Genomic DNA, 18715 nt, shown 5'->3' on the forward strand with positions numbered 1-18715 from the left:
GGCCGGCCGGGTGCCGGGTGACGCCCCAGCGGCCGAGGCGGCGCCCCGCGCTACCGCCCTCCCGGCCGCGGGGGAGCAGGGAGTACGGGCGACCCGTCGGCCACGGGGTCCGGGACGGCGTGCCGACCGCCGTCCGGGGCGGTAGCGTCCCCCTAGGGGCTGAGGTCGCCGGCGCGGTGTCCCGCCGGCCCGGCCCGAGCCCCTCCGTGGTGACTTCCCGAAAGTCGCCGGCCAGGCTGGAGGCGCCTCGTGACGAGTTCGGGTGGCGGGGACACGGACGCGGAGGCACGAGATGCCGCGTTCGCGGAGACGGTACGCCGGGCAGGCGCGTCCATCGGCGCTCTCTACCTCCTCACCCCGGACGGGCAGCAGCTCTCCCTCGACGTGCTCTACGGGGCACCCGCCGACTTCGCGGTCCCGTGGGCCAGGATCCCGGTCACCGCACCGGCGCCGGTGGCCGACGCCCTGCGCGGCGACCGCGTGGTGTGGGTGGCCAGCCAGGAGGAGATGGCCCGCGGCTACCCGCGTACCGCGATGGCCCTGCCGTACCCGCTCGCGCTGGCCGCCGCACCGGTCACCGGCATCCGCCGCTGGGGAACGCTCCTGCTGATGTGGCCGGCCACCCGGCCGCCCTACATGACCCAGCGGGAACGAGGACACATCGCGTCCAGCTGCGGACGTCTGGCCCGGCTGATCGAGGAGGCCGTCGACCACGGAGCGTTCCCGGTCCCCGGCCCCCGGCCGCGCGTACTGGCCCCCGACCGGATGCGCCGGTCCGCGGGCCCGGAGATGGCCGTCGCCGACTTCGTCGAGCGGCTGCCCGGCGGCAGCTGCGCCCTGGACCTGGAGGGGAACCTCACCTTCCTGAGCGCGGGAGCCTGCGAACTGCTCGGCCGCGACGCCGGTGAGCTGCTGGGGACGCAGCCCTGGCAGTCCCTGCGCTGGCTGGACGAACCCGTCTACGAGGACCGCTACCGTGCCGCGGTCATCAGCCGCGAGCCCGTCGTCTTCACCGCGTGCCGCCCGCCCGACCGGTGGCTGGACTTCCACCTCTACCCGGACGCCAGCGGCATCAGCGTCCGTATCCTCCCCAGCGGCGGTCAGGGGCCGCCGTCCCCGGCGTCCCCGTCCTCCTCACGCACCGTCCCGATGACCCGCGCGGGCCGCCTCTACCAGCTCATGCACCTGGCCGCCGCGCTGACCGAGGTCGTCGGCGTCCAGGACGTCATCGACCTGGTCGCCGACCAGATCATGCCCGCCTTCGGCGCCCAGTCCCTGGTCCTGTCCGCCACCGACGCCGGGCGGCTGCGGATCACCGGGTACCGCGGCTACGACCCGGACACCGTCGAGCGTCTGGACGGCCTGCCCCTCGACACCGTGTTCACCCCGGTCGGACGGGTCCTGCGCAGCGGCGTCCCCGCGTTCTTCGCCGACCCGGAGGACATGCGGCGCAGTTACCCGGAGGCCTCCGTGATCAGCGGCAAGCAGGCCTGGGCCTTCCTGCCGCTCATCGTCTCCGGCCGGCCCGTCGGCTGCTGCATCCTCTCCTACGACGCACCCCGCGCGTTCCCGGCCGAGGACCGCGCCGTACTGACCGCGCTCGCCGGCCTCGTCGCCCAGGCCCTGGACCGCGCCCGCCTCTACGACACCAAACGCGACCTCGCCCACGGCCTCCAGCAGGCGCTGCTCCCGCGTACCCTGCCGGAGGTCACCGGTCTGCGGGTCGCCGCCCGCTATCTGCCCGCCACCCGGGGCATGGACATCGGCGGGGACTTCTACGACCTCATCCCTCTCGGTGACAGCGCCGTCGCGGCCGTCATCGGCGACGTCCAGGGCCACGACGCGGCAGCCGCCGCGCTCATGGGGCAGGTCCGTACCGCCGTCCACGCCCACGCGACCCTCGGCACCACCGCGGACCAGGTCCTCGCCGGCACCAACCGGCTCGTCCTCGATCTCTGCCCGGACCTGTTCACCAGCTGTCTCTACGCCCACCTCGACCTGGCCGGACGCCGCGTGACCCTGGCCAGCGCCGGTCATCCACCACCGGTCGTACGGCTGCCCGGCCGCGGCGCCCGGCCCCTCGACGTGCCGCCCGGCCCGCTCCTGGGCATCGACCCCGACGCCGCCTTCCCGGTCACCGAGATCCCGCTCACCCCCGCACTCATGCTCCTCCTCTACACCGACGGCCTCATCGAACGGCCGGGAGACGACCTGGAGGACTCCATCACCGCCCTCGCACACCATCTCGCCCAGGCCGACACCGCGGACCTGGAGGTCCTCATCGACACCCTCGTCGGCAAGGCGGGCACCAGCTGGCAGCGCACCGACGACGTCGCCCTCCTGGTCCTGCACGAGACGACACCGCACCCGTGAAGAGGGGCGGCGGCGGTGGCCCGCCGGCCGGCGTGTGTGACCGCCGCCCTTGACCACGCCGGCCGCCCGTACCTGCCCGATCACCGGATCCACCGCGACGGCCCGACCAGCGAGCGCCCCCTGCCCCTCGGGCCAGGGGGCGCTTCGGCCGGCCGGCAACGGCCACTCGTGGCCCGACGCGTACCCGGCTGTCAGCAGGTGGAGCTGGTCTGGGTGAGCAGGCCCAGCCGCCACGGCAGGCTGTCGTAGTCACCGCCCGCGTCGGGGTCCTTGCCCTGGTACAGGTACTGCAGCCTGCAGGCCGGGACGGTGAGCGTCTGGTCGTAGCCCGCGCGGATCATCTCGCCATGACTGATGTCCCGCGTCCAGGTGCCGGCGGGGAACGTCACGTTGCTCGACCTGGCGAACGGGTTGCTCTCGGACGCGGCGAGGGGGGACCACGAGCCGGCGAGGCTGCCCGCGGTCCACGAGCGGAAGTAGCGCCGGCCGTCCGAACCGATGGCCTCGACGAGGAGCAGGTACTGGTTGCTGCCCTGCACCTTGTACACGTTGCTCGCTTCGAACAAGGCGTACCTGTTGGAGTCCTGGGCCGCGATGACGGTGTTCGTGAAGCCGTTGGGGAACTGGCCGACGGTCGTCTGCGAGCGGTACAGGTGTCCGTTGTCGTCGGAGGAGAACAGGTAGCAGTTCGCGCTGTCGCAGATCACCCACATGTCGACCCAGTAGCCGTTGCCGATGTGCTGCCGGATGATGTCCGGCATCGAGGCGTAGAAGTTGCGCGGCGCGCTCCACCCGTCGGGGTTGCTGATGTCGGGGTTGGTGGAGTACGACGCGTTGCCGGTCTGGTAGACGAGGTACCACAGGCGCTGCGGCGCGTAGTAGAAGACCTGAGGCGCGGCCCGGTACCCGGCGCCGATGGCGGTGCGGTCGAGGTAGTGGTGCGTGGCCGACCCGGCCTGCGACCAGTCGCTGAAGCTCAGGTACACCAGGTTGTACCCGGAGGAGCCGGCGGCGCTCGCGAACACGTGGTACTTGCCGTTGTAGTAGACGACCGACGGGTCTTTTATCCCCGCGATGTGGTGGGTCGAGTCCGGCTTGGGGGAGATCAGCGGCCCGCTCGAGCTCCAGCGGAAGGAGGAGGGGAGTGCGGCGGCGGACCGGGCCGGCCGGGCGTCCGTCCGCTGTGCCGCGGCACTGCCGCCCAGGGCGGTGAGCACGGACTGGTAGGCGGGCTTCTTGTTGCCGTTGCGGTCGAACAGCAGCGGGTTCTCCCCGCTGCGCCAGGAGTCGCTGTCACGGATGCCCCAGACGGTGATGCCGGTGCAGCGCGCGACGTTCATGCAGGCCCGGACCGTGTTCGCGTACGCGGTCGCCGGCGCCTGTGCGATGTCCAGTTCGGTGATCTGGACGTCCACGCCGAGGGCGGCGAAGTTCGCCAGCGTGGTCTGGAAGCTCGACGGCGGGCCGCCGGTGCCGAAGTGGGACTGGAAGCCGACGCAGTCGATGGGCACGCCGCGCGACTTGAAGTCGCGCACCATGCGGTAGACGCCCTGGGTCTTGGCGTCGTTCCAGTTCTCGATGTTGTAGTCGTTGTAGCAGAGTCTGGCCGCCGGGTCGGCCGACCGCGCGGTGCGGAAGGCCTGTTCGATGAAGCCGTCGCCGAGCAGGTTCTGGAACACCGAGGAGCGGTGCCGGCCGCTGCCGTCGTCGGCGAAGGCCTCGTTGACGACGTCCCAGGAGTGGATCCGGCCCTTGTAGTGGCTCATCACGGTGGTGATGTGGTTGTTCATCACGCTGCGCAGGGTGTTCGCGTCCGTGAGGGAGCTGACCCAGCCGGGCAGCTGGGAGTGCCAGACCAGGGTGTGGCCGCGTACGCGCTGCCCGCGGGACGTGGCGCGGTCGACGATCTGGTCGGCGGAGCGGAAGTCGAACGAGCCGCGGGACCGCTCGGTGGTGTCCCACTTCATCTCGTTCTCGGGCGTGACCGAGTTGAACTCGCGGTCCAGAACCGAGGTGTACGTGCCGTCACCGAGCCTGCCGGCGGCCACAGCGGTGCCGAAGTACCGTCCGGACTGGGCCGCCTGGGCACCCAGCGTGCCGGCCTGGACCGCGTCGGGTGCGCCGGTAGCGGTCCCGGGCGTCATCAGGGCGGCCGCGGCCACCAGGGCCGACAGCAGGGCTCGGCGACGGCCGAGCCGCTTCAGCGGGTTCATGGTCCTCCTCGTACGGTCGGGTGCGGGTGGGTTGTGCGAGGGATCGGATCGGTTCAGGGCGGGGACAGCTCGAAGCGCGTGACGCGGACCGCGCCGCCCAGGGCCTGCGTGGCGTGGTGGAAGAGGGCGAACCGGTAGCCGCCGCCGGCTTTACGCGGCCGTCCGGGGGCTCCGGCCAAGGGAAGGAAGGCACCCGTGACCAGGCCGGCGGCGCCGGTCAGCGCCGACTTCTCGTAAGGATTGATGTGGCCATGACATGTCCTTGTCTCGCTCTCCTTGTGCGGTCCGGCCGTCGGGGGTGGGTGCGGCGCCACGGTGTGCGGTTCATTGCGGCGGGAGCGGCGGTGCTGCGCGGGATGCGACAACGCGAGAAGCCTTGACGTTCGTGATGTCGAACATTGGTCGGAGCGTCGAGCATTCTGGATGATAGAAGGTCGCTGTCCGCCGTCAATACCTCTCGCAGGATTCGCTTTACCCGTCGAATCATTTCGAAGGAGCGGTGGTTCCGCGAGGCCGTGGCGCGACTGAAAGCCCCGGTCGGAGGGCGTTGACATGTTCGAAAGTCCCTCTATCATCCGTGACGGCACGACATGCGGAATGACGTTCGGCATATCGAGCACATGACGTCCACGTGTTCCGCGCGCCCACCCCCCTCAGGGAAAGGAGCCCCGGTGCCCCGACGATCAGGCAGACGACTGCTCCACCTCCTCGCGGCCGCCGCGCTCACGGTCGCCGCGTCCCTCACGGCCTCCGCCCACTCCACCGCTTCGGCCGCACCGGGCAGCCCGGCACTCACCCCGCCCCTGGGCTGGAACAGCTGGAACAGCCTCGGGTGCGGGGTCACCGAGGCGCAGGTACGCCAGGCCACCGACGCGATGGTGTCCTCGGGCATGCGGGACGCCGGCTACCGGTACGTGGTGGTCGACGACTGCTGGTTCGCCCCGCAGCGCGACGCGGCGGGCAATCTGCGGGCCGACCCGGCCAAGTTCCCGAGCGGGATGAAGGCGCTCGGCGACTACATCCACGGCAAGGGGCTGAAGTTCGGCATCTACCAGGCGCCGGGCGAGCGCACCTGCGCGCAGGCCACGGGCGGCTACCCGGGATCCACGGGCAGCGGGGGACACGAGGCCCAGGACGCCGCCACGTTCGCCTCGTGGGGGGTCGACTATCTCAAGTACGACTGGTGTTCCCCCAACGGCACCCGGGACGAGCAGGTCGCGCGGTTCACGCTCATGCGCGACGCCCTGCGCGCCACCGGGCGGCCGATCGTCTACAGCATCAATCCCAACAGCCTGCACGCCATCACCGGCGCCACGTACGACTGGGGCGAGGTCGCCGACCTGTGGCGGACGACGGAGGACCTGCTCGACATCTGGCAGAACGGCAACACCAACAGCTATCCGATGGGCGTCGGCAACGTCCTGGACGTCACCGCCCCGCTGGCGGCGCAGTCAGGCCCGGGTCACTGGAACGACCCCGACATGCTGGTCGTCGGCCGTCCCGGCCTGTCACTGACCGAGTCCCGCTCCCACTTCGCCCTGTGGGCGCTGCTCGGCGCCCCGCTCATGGCCGGCAACGACATCCGCACCATGTCCACGGACGTGAGCGCGGTCCTGCGCAACCCACGTCTGCTGGCGGTGGACCAGGACCGGCTGGGCGCGGGGGGACGCAGGGTGCGCGACGACGGCAGCACCGAGGTGTTCGCCAAGGCGCTGTCCGACGGCTCGGTCGCGGTGGGCCTGTTCAACCGGGGAGCCGGCACCGCGACGGTCACCACCACGGCAGCGCAGGCCGGCCTCTCCGGCGGGCCGTTCACGCTGACGGACCTGTGGACCGGTGGCACGTCGAGCACGTCGGGGCAGATCTCGGCGACCGTCCCCGCGCACGGTGCGGCCGTGTTCCGGGTGAGCGGTGGCAGCCCGCTGCCCGCCACCACGTCCCGTCTGCGCGGCAGCGCGTCCGGCCGTTGCCTGGACGTGGACAACGCCTCCACCGCGGCCGGGGCCACCGTACTGATCTGGGACTGCCACACGGCCGCCAACCAGCTGTGGACCACCTGGGCCGGCGGCGAGATCCGCGTCTTCGGCGACAAGTGCCTGGACGCCTACGACCAGGGCACCACCAACGGCACGCGTGTCATCACCTGGCCCTGCAACGGCCAGGACAACCAGAAGTGGACCGTCGGCTCCGACGGGACGATCCGCAACGCCCACGCCGGGCTGTGCCTCGACGCCGACCGGGCCGGCACCGCCGACGGCACCCCGCTGGTCCTGTGGACCTGCGACGGCCAGGCGAGCCAGAGGTGGACCCGTGCGTGAGGGAGGTCGTGCACCGTCCGGCGGCAAACCGTCCGCCGGCCGTCCTCCGCCGGCCGTCCTCCGTCGGCGGAGGCGAGGGCCGGCCCTCCTTCAGGAGGTCATGCCGGTCACCGTGCCTCCCGGGTCGGCGTCGGGGACCGCCCCGAAGGCCTTCCCCCACAGCGGAGGGGGGCCGGCCGGGCTGACGCATCGACAGCCCGCACCCCTGGAACCCGCGCATCGGCGGCCCGGGACGGCGCCCTGCGCACCGCCGTCCCGGGAGCGGGGTTCTCGGAGGTTCAGATGTCCCGGAAGATCTCGATCTGCGCCCCGATCGAGTTCAGGCGTTCGGCGAGGTCCTCGTAACCGCGGTTGATGACGTACACGTTGCGCAGTACCGACGTGCCCTCGGCCGCCATCATCGCCAGCAGGACGACCACGGCGGGGCGCAGGGCCGGCGGGCACATCATCTCGGCGGCGCGCCAGCGGGTCGGTCCCTCGACCAGCACCCGGTGGGGGTCCAGGAGTTGGAGCCGGCCGCCGAGGCGGTTGAGGTCGGTGAGGTAGATGGCGCGGTTGTCGTAGACCCAGTCGTGGATGAGGGTCTGGCCCGACGCGACCGCCGCGATGGCCGCGAAGAACGGGACGTTGTCGATGTTCAGGCCCGGGAAGGGCATGGGGTGGATCTTGTCGATCGGGGCTTCGAGCTTGGAGGGGCGGACCGTGAGGTCCACCAGCCGGGTGCGGCCGTTGTCCGCGAAGTACTCGGGGCTGCGGTCGTGGTCGAGGCCCATCTCCTCCAGGACCGCCAGCTCGATCTCCAGGAACTCGATCGGCACCCGGCGCACCGTCAGCTCCGACTCGGTCACCACGGCGGCGGCGAGCAGGCTCATCGCCTCGACCGGGTCCTCGGAGGGGGAGTAGTCGACGTCGGTGTCGATGTTCGGCACGCCGTGCACGGTGAGCGTGGTGGTGCCGATGCCCTCCACCTTGACGCCCAGCGCCTCCAGGAAGAAACACAGGTCCTGGACCATGTAGTTGGAGGACGCGTTGCGGATGACGGTGACGCCGTCGTGCCGGGCGGCGGCCAGCAGCGCGTTCTCGGTCACGGTGTCGCCGCGCTCGGTCAGCACGATCGGCCGGTCGGGACGGACCGTGCGGTCCACCCGTGCGTGGTACTGGCCCTCGGTGGCCGCGATGTCGAGGCCGAACCGCCGCAGCGCGATCATGTGCGGCTCGATGGTGCGGGTCCCCAGGTCACAGCCGCCGGCGTAGGGCAGCTTGAAGTGGTCCACGCGGTGCAGCAGCGGGCCCAGGAACATGATGATCGAGCGGGTGCGGACGGCGGCCTCCGCGTCGATCGCCGCCATCTCCAGCTCGGCGGGCGGGACGAGTTCCAGGTCGACGCCGTCGTTGATCCAGCGGGTGCGCACGCCGATGGAGTTGAGGACCTCCAGGAGGCGGTACACCTCCTCGATCCGCGCCACCCGGCGCAGCACCGTGCGCCCCTTGTTCAGCAGCGAGGCGCACAGCAGGGCCACGCACGCGTTCTTACTGGTCTTGACGTCGATGGCGCCGGACAGACGGCGACCGCCCACCACGCGCAGATGCATCGGGCCCGCGTAACCGAGCGACACGATCTCGCTGTCGAGGGCCTCGCCGATACGGGCGATCATCTCAAGGCTGATGTTCTGGTTGCCGCGCTCGATGCGGTTGACCGCGCTCTGGCTGGTGCCGAGCGCTTCCGCGAGTTGCGTCTGGGTCCAGCCCCGGTGTTGCCGGGCGTCACGGATGAGCTTGCCGATGCGTACGAGGTAGTCGTCTGACATGACGTCGAGGCTATCTCAGATATGAGATGGCGCCTGTTGGGGGGTCTGTTCGGGTGACGTCCCTTCGGGTGAGCTCGGTGACGGCCCGTCAACCATGTTGTCCGATTCTCGCCTGATAATTCGTAGGGATGTGGGTTAATCCGTCCATATCGGCGCGAAACGCCTCGCGATCCGTCCGCCCCGCCCGGTGTGCGCGGAACCCCTGTCCGCGCGTCCCTCTCTCCTTCCCGGGTGCGACACCTTCCCGTTGTCGCCGCGCTCGCTCTCTGTCGCCCACCGGGGCCTTCCGGACCTCACGAGTGACGGCCGGGGCGGCCAGTGCCTTCCTGGCGCCACGTCCTGGGCCGGCCAGGACCGCCGCGAGCGGGGCCGGTGGCCGCCGTGCGCGCCGGCCCGGAACGGGTGCCGGGCCGGGTCGGGCATGACCATCCGACGCCCATGTACTAGAGTTATCTCGACATCGAGATATCTGCCGAGGCGCACCGCAGCCGCCATGTTAGTAAGGGTCACCTAACTTAGCCTGACCTTAGCGGATCGGCCCAGTCGGCGTGGCGGCAGGATTGACGGTGGTACGCGCACATCAATGAAGGAGACTGTCGTGTCGGCGAACAGCTTCGACGCCCGCAGCACGCTGCCGGTGGGCGACGAGTCGTACGAGATCTTCCGGCTGGACAAGGTGGAGGGCTCGGCCCGCCTGCCGTACAGCCTCAAGGTCCTGCTGGAGAACCTGCTCCGCACGGAGGACGGCGCGAACATCACCGCCGACCACATCCGCGCACTCGCCAACTGGGACTCCCAGGCCCAGCCCTCCCAGGAGATCCAGTTCACGCCGGCCCGCGTGATCATGCAGGACTTCACCGGCGTTCCCTGCGTGGTGGACCTCGCCACGATGCGTGAGGCCGTCAAGGAGCTGGGCGGCGACCCGGCCAAGATCAACCCGCTGGCGCCGGCCGAGCTGGTCATCGACCACTCCGTCATCGCCGACAAGTTCGGCACGAACGACGCCTTCAAGCAGAACGTCGAGCTGGAGTACGGCCGCAACAAGGAGCGCTACCAGTTCCTGCGCTGGGGCCAGACCGCGTTCGACGAGTTCGCGGTCGTACCGCCGGGCACCGGCATCGTCCACCAGGTGAACATCGAGCACCTGGCCCGCACGGTCATGGTGCGAAACGGCCAGGCGTACCCCGACACCCTGGTCGGCACCGACTCGCACACCACCATGGTCAACGGCCTCGGCGTCCTCGGCTGGGGCGTCGGCGGCATCGAGGCCGAGGCCGCCATGCTCGGCCAGCCGGTCTCCATGCTCATCCCGCGCGTCGTCGGCTTCAAGCTGACCGGTGAGCTGCCCGCCGGCACCACCGCCACCGACCTCGTGCTCACCATCACCGAGATGCTCCGCAAGCACGGTGTGGTCGGCAAGTTCGTCGAGTTCTACGGCGAGGGCGTCGCCGCCACCTCCCTGGCCAACCGCGCCACCATCGGCAACATGTCGCCGGAGTTCGGCTCCACCGCCGCGATCTTCCCGATCGACGACGAGACCCTGAACTACCTGCGCCTGACCGGCCGCTCCGCGCAGCAGGTCGCCCTGGTCGAGGCCTACGCCAAGGAGCAGGGCCTCTGGCTGGACCCGCAGGCCGAGCCGGACTTCTCCGAGAAGCTCGAGCTGGACCTGTCCACGGTCGTGCCGTCCATCGCCGGCCCGAAGCGCCCGCAGGACCGCATCATCCTCGCCGAGGCCGCCCAGCAGTTCGCCAAGGACGTCCTGAACTACGTCGAGGCGCCCGTCGGGCAGACGCCGGCCGCCGCCGACTCCCCGGTCGACGAGGCCAGCGCCGAGTCCTTCCCGGCCTCCGACGCCCCGGCCTACGGCCACCAGGAGAACGGTGCCGGCGCGCCGCGGCACGGCGAGGGCACCGGTGCCGTCCCGTCCCACCCGGTCCAGGTGACCGCCCCCGACGGCACCACCTACGAGCTGGACCACGGTGCGGTGACGGTCGCGGCCATCACCTCCTGCACCAACACCTCCAACCCGTACGTCATGGTCGCCGCCGCCCTGGTGGCCAAGAAGGCGGTCGAGAAGGGTTTGACCCGCAAGCCGTGGGTCAAGACCACCCTCGCCCCGGGCTCGAAGGTCGTCACCGACTACTTCGAGAAGGCGGGCCTGACCCCGTACCTGGACAAGGTCGGCTTCAACCTCGTCGGCTACGGCTGCACCACCTGCATCGGCAACTCCGGCCCGCTGCCGGAGGAGGTCTCCAAGGCCGTCAACGAGCACGACCTCGCGGTCACCTCGGTCCTCTCGGGCAACCGGAACTTCGAGGGCCGCATCAACCCCGACGTCAAGATGAACTACCTGGCGTCCCCGCCGCTGGTCGTCGCGTACGCCCTCGCGGGCTCCATGAAGGTGGACGTCACCCGTGACGCCCTGGGCACCGACCAGGACGGCAACCCGGTCTTCCTGAAGGACATCTGGCCCTCCGAGGCCGAGGTCAACGACGTCGTCGCCAACGCCATCGGCGAGGACATGTTCGCCAAGTCCTACCAGGACGTCTTCGCCGGCGACGCCCAGTGGCAGTCGCTGCCGGTCCCCACCGGCAACACCTTCGAGTGGGACCCGCAGTCCACCTACGTCCGCAAGCCCCCGTACTTCGAGGGCATGACGATGGAGACCACCCCGGTCTCCGACATCACGGGCGCGCGCGTCCTGGCCAAGCTGGGCGACTCGGTCACCACCGACCACATCTCCCCGGCCGGCGCCATCAAGGCGGACACCCCGGCCGGCAAGTACCTCACCGAGCACGGTGTGGAGCGCCGTGACTTCAACAGCTACGGCTCCCGCCGCGGCAACCACGAGGTCATGATCCGCGGTACGTTCGCCAACATCCGCCTGCGCAACCAGATCGCGCCGGGCACCGAGGGCGGCTACACCCGCGACTTCACCCAGCCGGACGCGCCGGTCTCCTTCATCTACGACGCCTCCCGCAACTACATCGAGCAGGGCATCCCGCTGGTCGTCCTGGCCGGCAAGGAGTACGGCTCCGGCTCGTCCCGCGACTGGGCGGCCAAGGGCACCGCGCTGCTCGGCGTGAAGGCCGTCATCGCCGAGTCGTACGAGCGCATCCACCGCTCGAACCTCATCGGCATGGGCGTCCTGCCGCTCCAGTTCCCGGAGGGCCAGAACGCCGAGTACCTCGGCCTGACCGGCGAGGAGACCTTCTCCATCTCCGGTGTGACCGAGCTGAACGACGGCACCACGCCGCGCACGGTCAAGGTCACCACCGACACCGGTGTCGAGTTCGACGCGGTCGTCCGCATCGACACCCCCGGTGAGGCCGACTACTACCGCAACGGCGGCATCATGCAGTACGTGCTGCGCAGCCTGATCCGCAAGTAAGCGGTACGGCACAGCAGGTCCAGGGCCGCATCCCCGCCCCCGGGGATGCGGCCCTCGCCGTACCCCGGGGGTGGCGGCGGCATGCGGACCAGGGGGCTGCCCGGCAGCCCGCCCGAGCCCCTCAGTCCTCGAGCAACGCCGAGAGGTCCGGCAGTGTCAGCTCGGCCCAGATGACCTTGCCGTGCGGGGTGTACCGGGTGCCCCAGCGCTCGGCCAGCTGGGAGACCAGGAACAGTCCCCGGCCTCCCTCGTCGGTCGTCGCGGCGTACCGCAGATGCGGCGAGGTGCTGCTGCCGTCGGCCACCTCGCAGATCAGCGTGCGGTCGCGGATGAGCCGCACATGGACGGGATCGGAGCCGTACCGGATGGCGTTCGTGATCAGCTCGCTCAGTACGAGTTCCATCCCGAAGCCCAGCTCCGACAGCCCCCACTCCTCCAGCCGGTCGGAGACGGCACTGCGCATCCCGGACACGGCGGCCGGGTCGCGCGGCACGTCCCAGTCGGCGACCTGTCCGGGCGGCAGCGCCCGGGTGCGGGCGACCAGCAGGGCCACGTCGTCCTTGGGGCGCTCGGGCAGCAGCTCCTCCAGCACCGCCCGGCAGCTCTCCTCCGGCGACCGCTCGGGGTGGCCGGCCAGCGCCCGGCGCAGCATCTCGAGCCCCACGTCCAGATCGCGCGAGCGGTCCTCGACCAGGCCGTCGGTGTACAGGACGAGCTGGCTGCCCTCGGCCAGCTCCAGCTCGGCCGTCCGGAACGGCATGCCGCCCAGCCCCAGCGGCGGGCCACCCGGCAGATCGGGGAAGACGACGCTGCCGTCGGGGTGGACCAGCGCGGGCGCCGGATGCCCGGCCCGGGCCATGACACAGCGCCGCGTCACGGGATCGTAGATCGCGTACAGACAGGTGGCGCCGACGATCTCCCCGGACCGGTTCGCGGAGCCCTCGTCCTGATCGATGCGGCCTACCAGGTCGTCCACGTGATGCAGCAGCTCGTCGGGCGGCAGGTCGAGGGTGGAGAAGTTGTGCACCGCGGTCCGCAGCCGGCCCATCGTCGCGGCGGCGTGCAGGCCGTGCCCGACCACGTCGCCGACGGCCAGCGCGACCCGGCCGCCCGGCAGCGGGATCACGTCGAACCAGTCACCGCTCACCCCGGACTGCGCCGGCAGATAGCGGTAGCCGACGTCGAGCGCGCTCTGTTCGGGCAGGGCCCGCGGCAGCAGACTGCGCTGGAGCGTGACCGCGAGGGCGTGTTCACGGGTGAAGCGGCGGGCGTTGTCGATGCTGACCGCGGCCCGGGCCACCAGTTCGTCCGCCAGGGACAGCTCCTCCGCGTCGAAGGCCTCCCGCTTGGCACGCCAGAAGTTGGCCATGCCCAGCACGACACCGCGCGCCTGGATCGGGGCGGCGATCAGCGAGTGGATGCCGTAGTCCAGGATCTGCCGGGTCCGCTCCGGGTCCTGCACCCGCCAGCCGTCGGCCGCCGACAGGTCCGTCACCAGCTCGGAGCGTCCGGCGCCGTAGCCGCGGGCCTGCGGGGTGGAGGGCAGGAAGTCGATCAGCCGGCCCTCCTCGTAGAGCGGGTGGTCGTCCCGGATGCCGCACACCGAGACCCGCCGCATGTCCGTCGCCGCCGGCATGGTGTCCCCCGCCGTCGGAGCGGGTTCGTCCCCGTGCAGTACGGCGTCGGCCAGGTCGACGGTGACGAAGTCGGCGAACCGGGGCACGGCGACCCGCGCCAGCTCGTCCGCGGTGCGGACCACGTCCAGGCTGCTGCCGATGCACAGCCCCGCGTCGTACAGCAGCTCCAGCCGTTCCCTGGCGGTCTCGGCGCGGCCCGACACCGCCTGGAGCTCGGTGGAGTCGCGCAGCGTCACGACGGTTCCGCCGGGGCCTCCCGCCCGGTCCGTGGGCCGTTGGTTGACCGCCAGCAGCCGGCCCTTGGCGAAGTGCACCTCGTCGCTGGCCTCGCGCCCGGAGGCGAGCAGCTCCACCGTCGCGGGTTCGAGGTCCGGCAGTTCCCGTATCGTGCGTCCCTCGCTGTCGGCGGGCAGCTCCAGCAGGCGTCTGGCCTCGTCGTTGACGAGCAGCAGCCGGCCGTCGGGGCCCACGATGAGCACGCCCTCGCGCACCGAGTGCAGGACCGTGTCGTGGTGCTCGTACATGCGGGTCATCTCGTCCGGGGCCAGGCTGTGGGTCTGCCGCCGGAGTCTGCGGCCCACCATCGCCGTACCGCCCGTCGACACCACGAGCGCGCCGGCCCCGGCGCCCAGGATGATCGGCAGCTGCCGGTCCAGCTCGCTGGTGACGTTCCGGACCTTCAGCCCGGCGGAGACGAGCGCGACCACCTTGCCGCGGGTGTTCTCGACGGGCACGGTGGCCTGCACCTCGTGGCCCAGCGGACCGTGGACGCTCTCGGTGTACACCTTTCCGGCCAGGGAGGGCGCGATGTTGCCCACGAACCGCTTGCCGATCCGGCTGGGCATCGGATGGGTGTACCTGGTGCCGTGCGTGTCCATGACCACGATGAAGTCGACGCCGGCGACCTTGCGCGCCGCCTCGGTGAGCGGCTGGAGGACCGTGGACGGATCAGGGAGCCGAAGTGCCTGCTGCAGCCCCGGAGCGTGGGCGAAGGTCTCGGCGACGGCCACGGACCGGCGCCTGGCCTCCGTGGTGGTGTCCCGCCGTGACTGGAGCACGAGGGCGAGGACGGCGCAGAGCACGAGCAACACCACCAGCGCCACCTGTAGCAGGAAGACCTGTCCGGCGACGCTGCGGGGACTTTTGCCGATCACAGTGCGCCATGCGAGGCGCCTGAATCGGGCAGGTGCGTCCGACATGCGGCATTTGTAGCACTGGTGATTTCCGGCTGGCTATGGCCCGTCCACGAGATGGACGGTCCGGATGCCGTCTCCGGGGCTCCGTGACCCGTTTCCGGCATCTGCTCTCCAGCATCCACCCGCCGCGGCCGGGATCCAAACGGCCGCCGGCGGGAGGGGCGGGTCGTGTCGTGCCCGGGAGGCCCGGGAACTGCGTGGCTTGTGCGCCGACATGACCGCGCGACATCGTTGTCAAAGGTTCGTACCTGACTCTACCCCCCCAACCGACAACGATGTCAACCCACTTGACCGGTCCGGCCGGGGGGACGGGAGCGCGCCTGCCCGGGCGCAGGCGGTCTTCCGTGGTACCGGTGACCCACGCTACTGTCCCTGCGGCTTGTGCGACCCGTGGTGCGCGACCCGTCCGTAAGGAGGAAGGGCCGCGTCATGCGTTTACGACCCACGTCCCTGCTGCTGGCCGCGTTCCTGGCGACCACCGGCACCGCAACCCCCGCCCTCGCGGCGCCCGCCGCGCCACCCCGCCTCGTCGAGGACCCCACGCCGTACGTCGATCCGCTGATCGGCACCAGCAACGGCGGCGACGTCTTCCCGGGCGCCGTCGTGCCGTTCGGGATGCTCTCCTGGAGCCCGGAGAACACCCGCGGCGACGCCACCAGAACGGCCGCCCCGGGCGGCTACCGGTACGACGCCACCCGCATCCGGGGCTTCAGCCTCACCCACATGTCCGGCACCGGCTGCGCCGGCGGCAGCGGCGACATCCCGTTCTTCCCGTACGCCGGCGAGGTCACCTCCTCACCGGCGAGCGACACGGGGAACACCGTCTACGCGTCCGGGTTCACCCACGCCGACGAGACCGCCGAACCCGGCCACTACAAGGTCGCCCTGGCCTCGGGCGTCACCGCCGACCTCACCGCCACCGCCCGTACCGGATCGGCCCGCTTCACCTTCCCGGCCGGAGCACCCGCCTCCCTGCTCGTGCGCACCGCCGACTCCGAGGTGGGGTCCGAGGACTCGACGGTCTCGATCGACCCGGACACCCGCACCATCTCCGGATCGGTCACCTCCGGGAACTTCTGCGGCTACCTCGATCCCGAGGGCCGGCGCGCCTACTACACCCTGCACTTCACCGCCCGCTTCGACCGCGCCTTCCGGGCCACCGGCACCTGGCACGACGACACGCTCCAGCCCGGGTCCCGGGAGACGTCCGGCGGCACCGGCGGCTTCTCGCACGGCGGCCGGCCCGTCGCCGGCCGGGGCGCCGGCGGTTACGTCGAGTTCGAACCCGGCGACGGTCCGGTGAACGCCAAGGTGGGCATCTCCTACGTCGGCGGGGCGGCGGCCGAGGCGAACCTCGCCGCCGAGAACCCGCCGGGCCGCACGTTCGACGCCGTCCGCGACGCGGCCCGGCGCGCCTGGCGGGAGCGGCTGGGCGCCGTCCGGGTCGGCGGCGGTACGGAGGCCGAGCGCACCACCTTCTACACCGCGCTGTACCACGCGCTGCTGCACCCCAACGTCATCAGCGACGCCGACGGCGGGTACCGCGGAGCCGACGGCCGTGTGCACACCGTCGCCGGCGCGCATCCCGGCGCGCATCCCGGCGGGGACGGCCGGCGGGACCCGGCCGGGCGTCGCCGGCACGCCCAGTACGGCACCTTCTCCGGCTGGGACGTCTACCGCGACCAGCTCCAGCTCCTCACTCTCCTCGACCCGGACACCGGATCCGACATCGCCCGGTCGCTGTACACCCTGGCCCGCCAGAACAACGGCGTCTGGGACCGCTGGCTGCACGGCGCGAGCGGCACCCACGTCATGAACGGCGACCCCGCGCCGACCGCGCTGGCCGGCATCCACGCCTTCGGCGGGACCGGCTTCGACCTGAAGGGCGCCCTGCGCTCGCTGGTCAGGGCGGCGACCGTGGCCACCCCGCAGGACCTGTCGGCGGCCGGCAAACCCGTGCTGTCCGCCGGCCAGCGCCCCTCGCTCGACAAGTACCTGAAGCTGCACTACATGCCCAGCGTGTCCAACGCCTGGGGCGGCGCCGCGGAGACCCTGGAGATGTCCACCGCGGACTTCGCCATCTCCCAGCTCGCCCGGGCGGCGGGGGAGAGGCACACGCAGGCCGACTTCGCCCGCCGCGCGCAGTGGTGGCAGAACAACCTCGACATCGCCGCCGCCCCCTCCGGCGCCTACATGGCCGACCGCAGGGCCGACGGCAGCTGGGTGACCGGCTTCACCCCGGACACCGGACACGGCTTCGTGGAGGGCACGGCCGCCCAGTACACCTGGATGGTCCCGCACGATCCGGCGGGCCTCTTCGCCGCGCTCGGCGGCCGGGACCGGGCCCTGGCCCGGCTGGACGACTTCTTCCACGACGCCGGCGGCGGCTGGGCGTTCACCGGTGGTGGCGGCACCAAGGCGGAGCTGGACAACGAACCGTCGATCAACGTCCCCTACCTGTACGACTACGCGGGCGCCCCCTACAACACGCAGGAGACCGTCCGCGCGGCGATGCGGCAGCTGTGGTCCGACCGGCCCGGCGGCATCCCGGGCAACGACGACCTCGGCGCGATGTCGGCCTGGTACGTCTTCTCGGCCCTCGGCATGTATCCGCAGGTGCCGTCCCGGGCCGAACTGGTCCTCGCCTCCCCGCTGTTCGAGCGCGTCGAGATCAGCCGGCCGCGGGGCAACGACATCTCCGTCCGTGCGGCGGGAGCCGCGGCCGACGCACCCTACGTCCAGTCCCTGCGGGTCGACGGCCGGCCCAGCGACCGCCCCTGGCTGCCCGCGTCCTTCGTCCGGGACGGCGGCCGGCTCGACTACACCCTGGGCCGCAGCGCGAACCACGCCTGGGGCGCGGGCAGCCCGCCGCCGTCCTTCCGGCAGGGCGAGCAGCCGTACCAGATCGGTGTCGGGCCCACCGCCGCCACCCTCGCGCCCGGCGACAGCACCACGGTCGGCGTCCGCGCACTGTCCCTGACCGGCGGCACCGGCCCACGGGTGCGTTTCCGGGTGGAAACCCCGGCCGGGGTCACGGCCACGCCCGCCGAGGGCACGGTCACCGACGGCGCCCGGGAGATCACGCTCACGGCGGCCCGGGACGCCGCACCGGGCTTCTCCGACGTCACGGTCACGGTCACCTCGGGCGACACCTCCTACCGGCAGCCGGTGGCCCTCACCGTGGCCGCCCCCGGAACGCTCCTCGCCGCCTACGACAACACGGGCGTCTCCGACGACTCCGGTGACCATGACGAGGCCGACTTCGACGGCGGCGGCTGGAGCTACTCACGCCAGGCGCTCGCCGCGGCCGGCCTCACCGGGGGCGCCCGGGGCAGCGTCGAGGGGCTGGTGTTCACCTGGCCCGCCTCACCCGGTGGCCGCCCCGACAACGCCTCCGCGGCCGGGCAGACCATCCGGCTGCCGGCGCCCGCGGAGAGGCTGGCCTTCGTCGGCAGCGCGGTCAACGGCGACCAGCGCTCCGGTGCCACCGTCACGTACACCGACGGCACCACCGGCACCGTCGACCTGTCCTTCACCGACTGGACCGTGGGCGGCGGAGGCGGCAGCGTGCAGTACGGCAACGAGGTCGTCGCCAGGACCGCGTACCGCAATGTCGCGGGCGCGGACAAGGACCCGGTGGCGACGTACGTGTTCGCCACCCGGCCGTACCGGGCCCCGGCGGGCAGGGCGATCCGGAGCGTCACGCTCCCGCGCGACGGGGACCTGCACGTGTTCACCCTCGCGACGGGCTGAGCCCCCGCACACCGAAGCGGCCC

The 18715-nt window shown here is 71.7% G+C and carries 8 protein-coding genes; 4 read left to right on the top strand and 4 right to left on the bottom strand.

Annotated features, from left to right (window positions below):
- Positions 1–249: 249 nt before the first annotated feature.
- Entirely contained in the window at positions 250–2373 is a 2124-nt protein-coding gene (locus ACF1BE_RS09650; protein WP_392198430.1) for a SpoIIE family protein phosphatase, read from the top strand.
- Between the two features lie 191 nt (positions 2374–2564).
- Here ACF1BE_RS09650 and ACF1BE_RS09655 read toward each other — a convergent pair whose 3' ends face one another.
- Both ACF1BE_RS09655 and ACF1BE_RS09660 read right to left on the bottom strand, forming a co-directional pair.
- Positions 2565–4586: a non-reducing end alpha-L-arabinofuranosidase family hydrolase gene (locus tag ACF1BE_RS09655; RefSeq protein ID WP_392198431.1), complete on the bottom strand. Its 2022-nt coding sequence runs from the start codon at positions 4584–4586 to the stop codon at positions 2565–2567.
- A gap of 53 nt (positions 4587–4639) precedes the next feature.
- Positions 4640–4951 (bottom strand): hypothetical protein, encoded by a 312-nt coding sequence (locus tag ACF1BE_RS09660; protein ID WP_392198580.1) that lies wholly within the window; start codon positions 4949–4951, stop codon positions 4640–4642.
- A 306-nt stretch (positions 4952–5257) separates the two neighbouring features.
- Between ACF1BE_RS09660 and ACF1BE_RS09665 the strand changes: the two genes are divergently transcribed.
- A complete protein-coding gene (locus tag ACF1BE_RS09665) occupies positions 5258–6904 on the top strand; it encodes a glycoside hydrolase family 27 protein (RefSeq protein WP_392198432.1) in 1647 nt (548 codons plus the stop codon).
- Between the two features lie 278 nt (positions 6905–7182).
- On the opposite strand, the gene ACF1BE_RS09670 is transcribed toward ACF1BE_RS09665, so the two are convergent.
- Positions 7183–8712 (bottom strand): helix-turn-helix domain-containing protein, encoded by a 1530-nt coding sequence (locus tag ACF1BE_RS09670; protein WP_392198433.1) that lies wholly within the window; start codon positions 8710–8712, stop codon positions 7183–7185.
- A 598-nt stretch (positions 8713–9310) separates the two neighbouring features.
- On the opposite strand from ACF1BE_RS09670, the gene ACF1BE_RS09675 reads away from it, so the two are divergent.
- Positions 9311–12106, top strand: coding sequence for an aconitate hydratase (locus tag ACF1BE_RS09675; protein ID WP_392198434.1), 2796 nt, complete (start codon positions 9311–9313; stop codon positions 12104–12106).
- Positions 12107–12227: 121 nt separating this feature from the next.
- Here ACF1BE_RS09675 and ACF1BE_RS09680 read toward each other — a convergent pair whose 3' ends face one another.
- The gene (locus ACF1BE_RS09680) at positions 12228–14942 is read right to left on the bottom strand and encodes a SpoIIE family protein phosphatase (protein ID WP_392198435.1); all 2715 of its coding nucleotides are present in this window, start codon (positions 14940–14942) and stop codon (positions 12228–12230) included.
- Between the two features lie 426 nt (positions 14943–15368).
- Between ACF1BE_RS09680 and ACF1BE_RS09685 the strand changes: the two genes are divergently transcribed.
- The gene (locus ACF1BE_RS09685) at positions 15369–18692 is read left to right on the top strand and encodes a GH92 family glycosyl hydrolase (RefSeq protein ID WP_392198436.1); all 3324 of its coding nucleotides are present in this window, start codon (positions 15369–15371) and stop codon (positions 18690–18692) included.
- The last annotated feature ends 23 nt before the right edge of the window (positions 18693–18715 follow it).

Source organism: Streptomyces sp. NPDC014991, assembly GCF_043080665.1.
Lineage (GTDB): Bacteria > Actinomycetota > Actinomycetes > Streptomycetales > Streptomycetaceae > Streptomyces.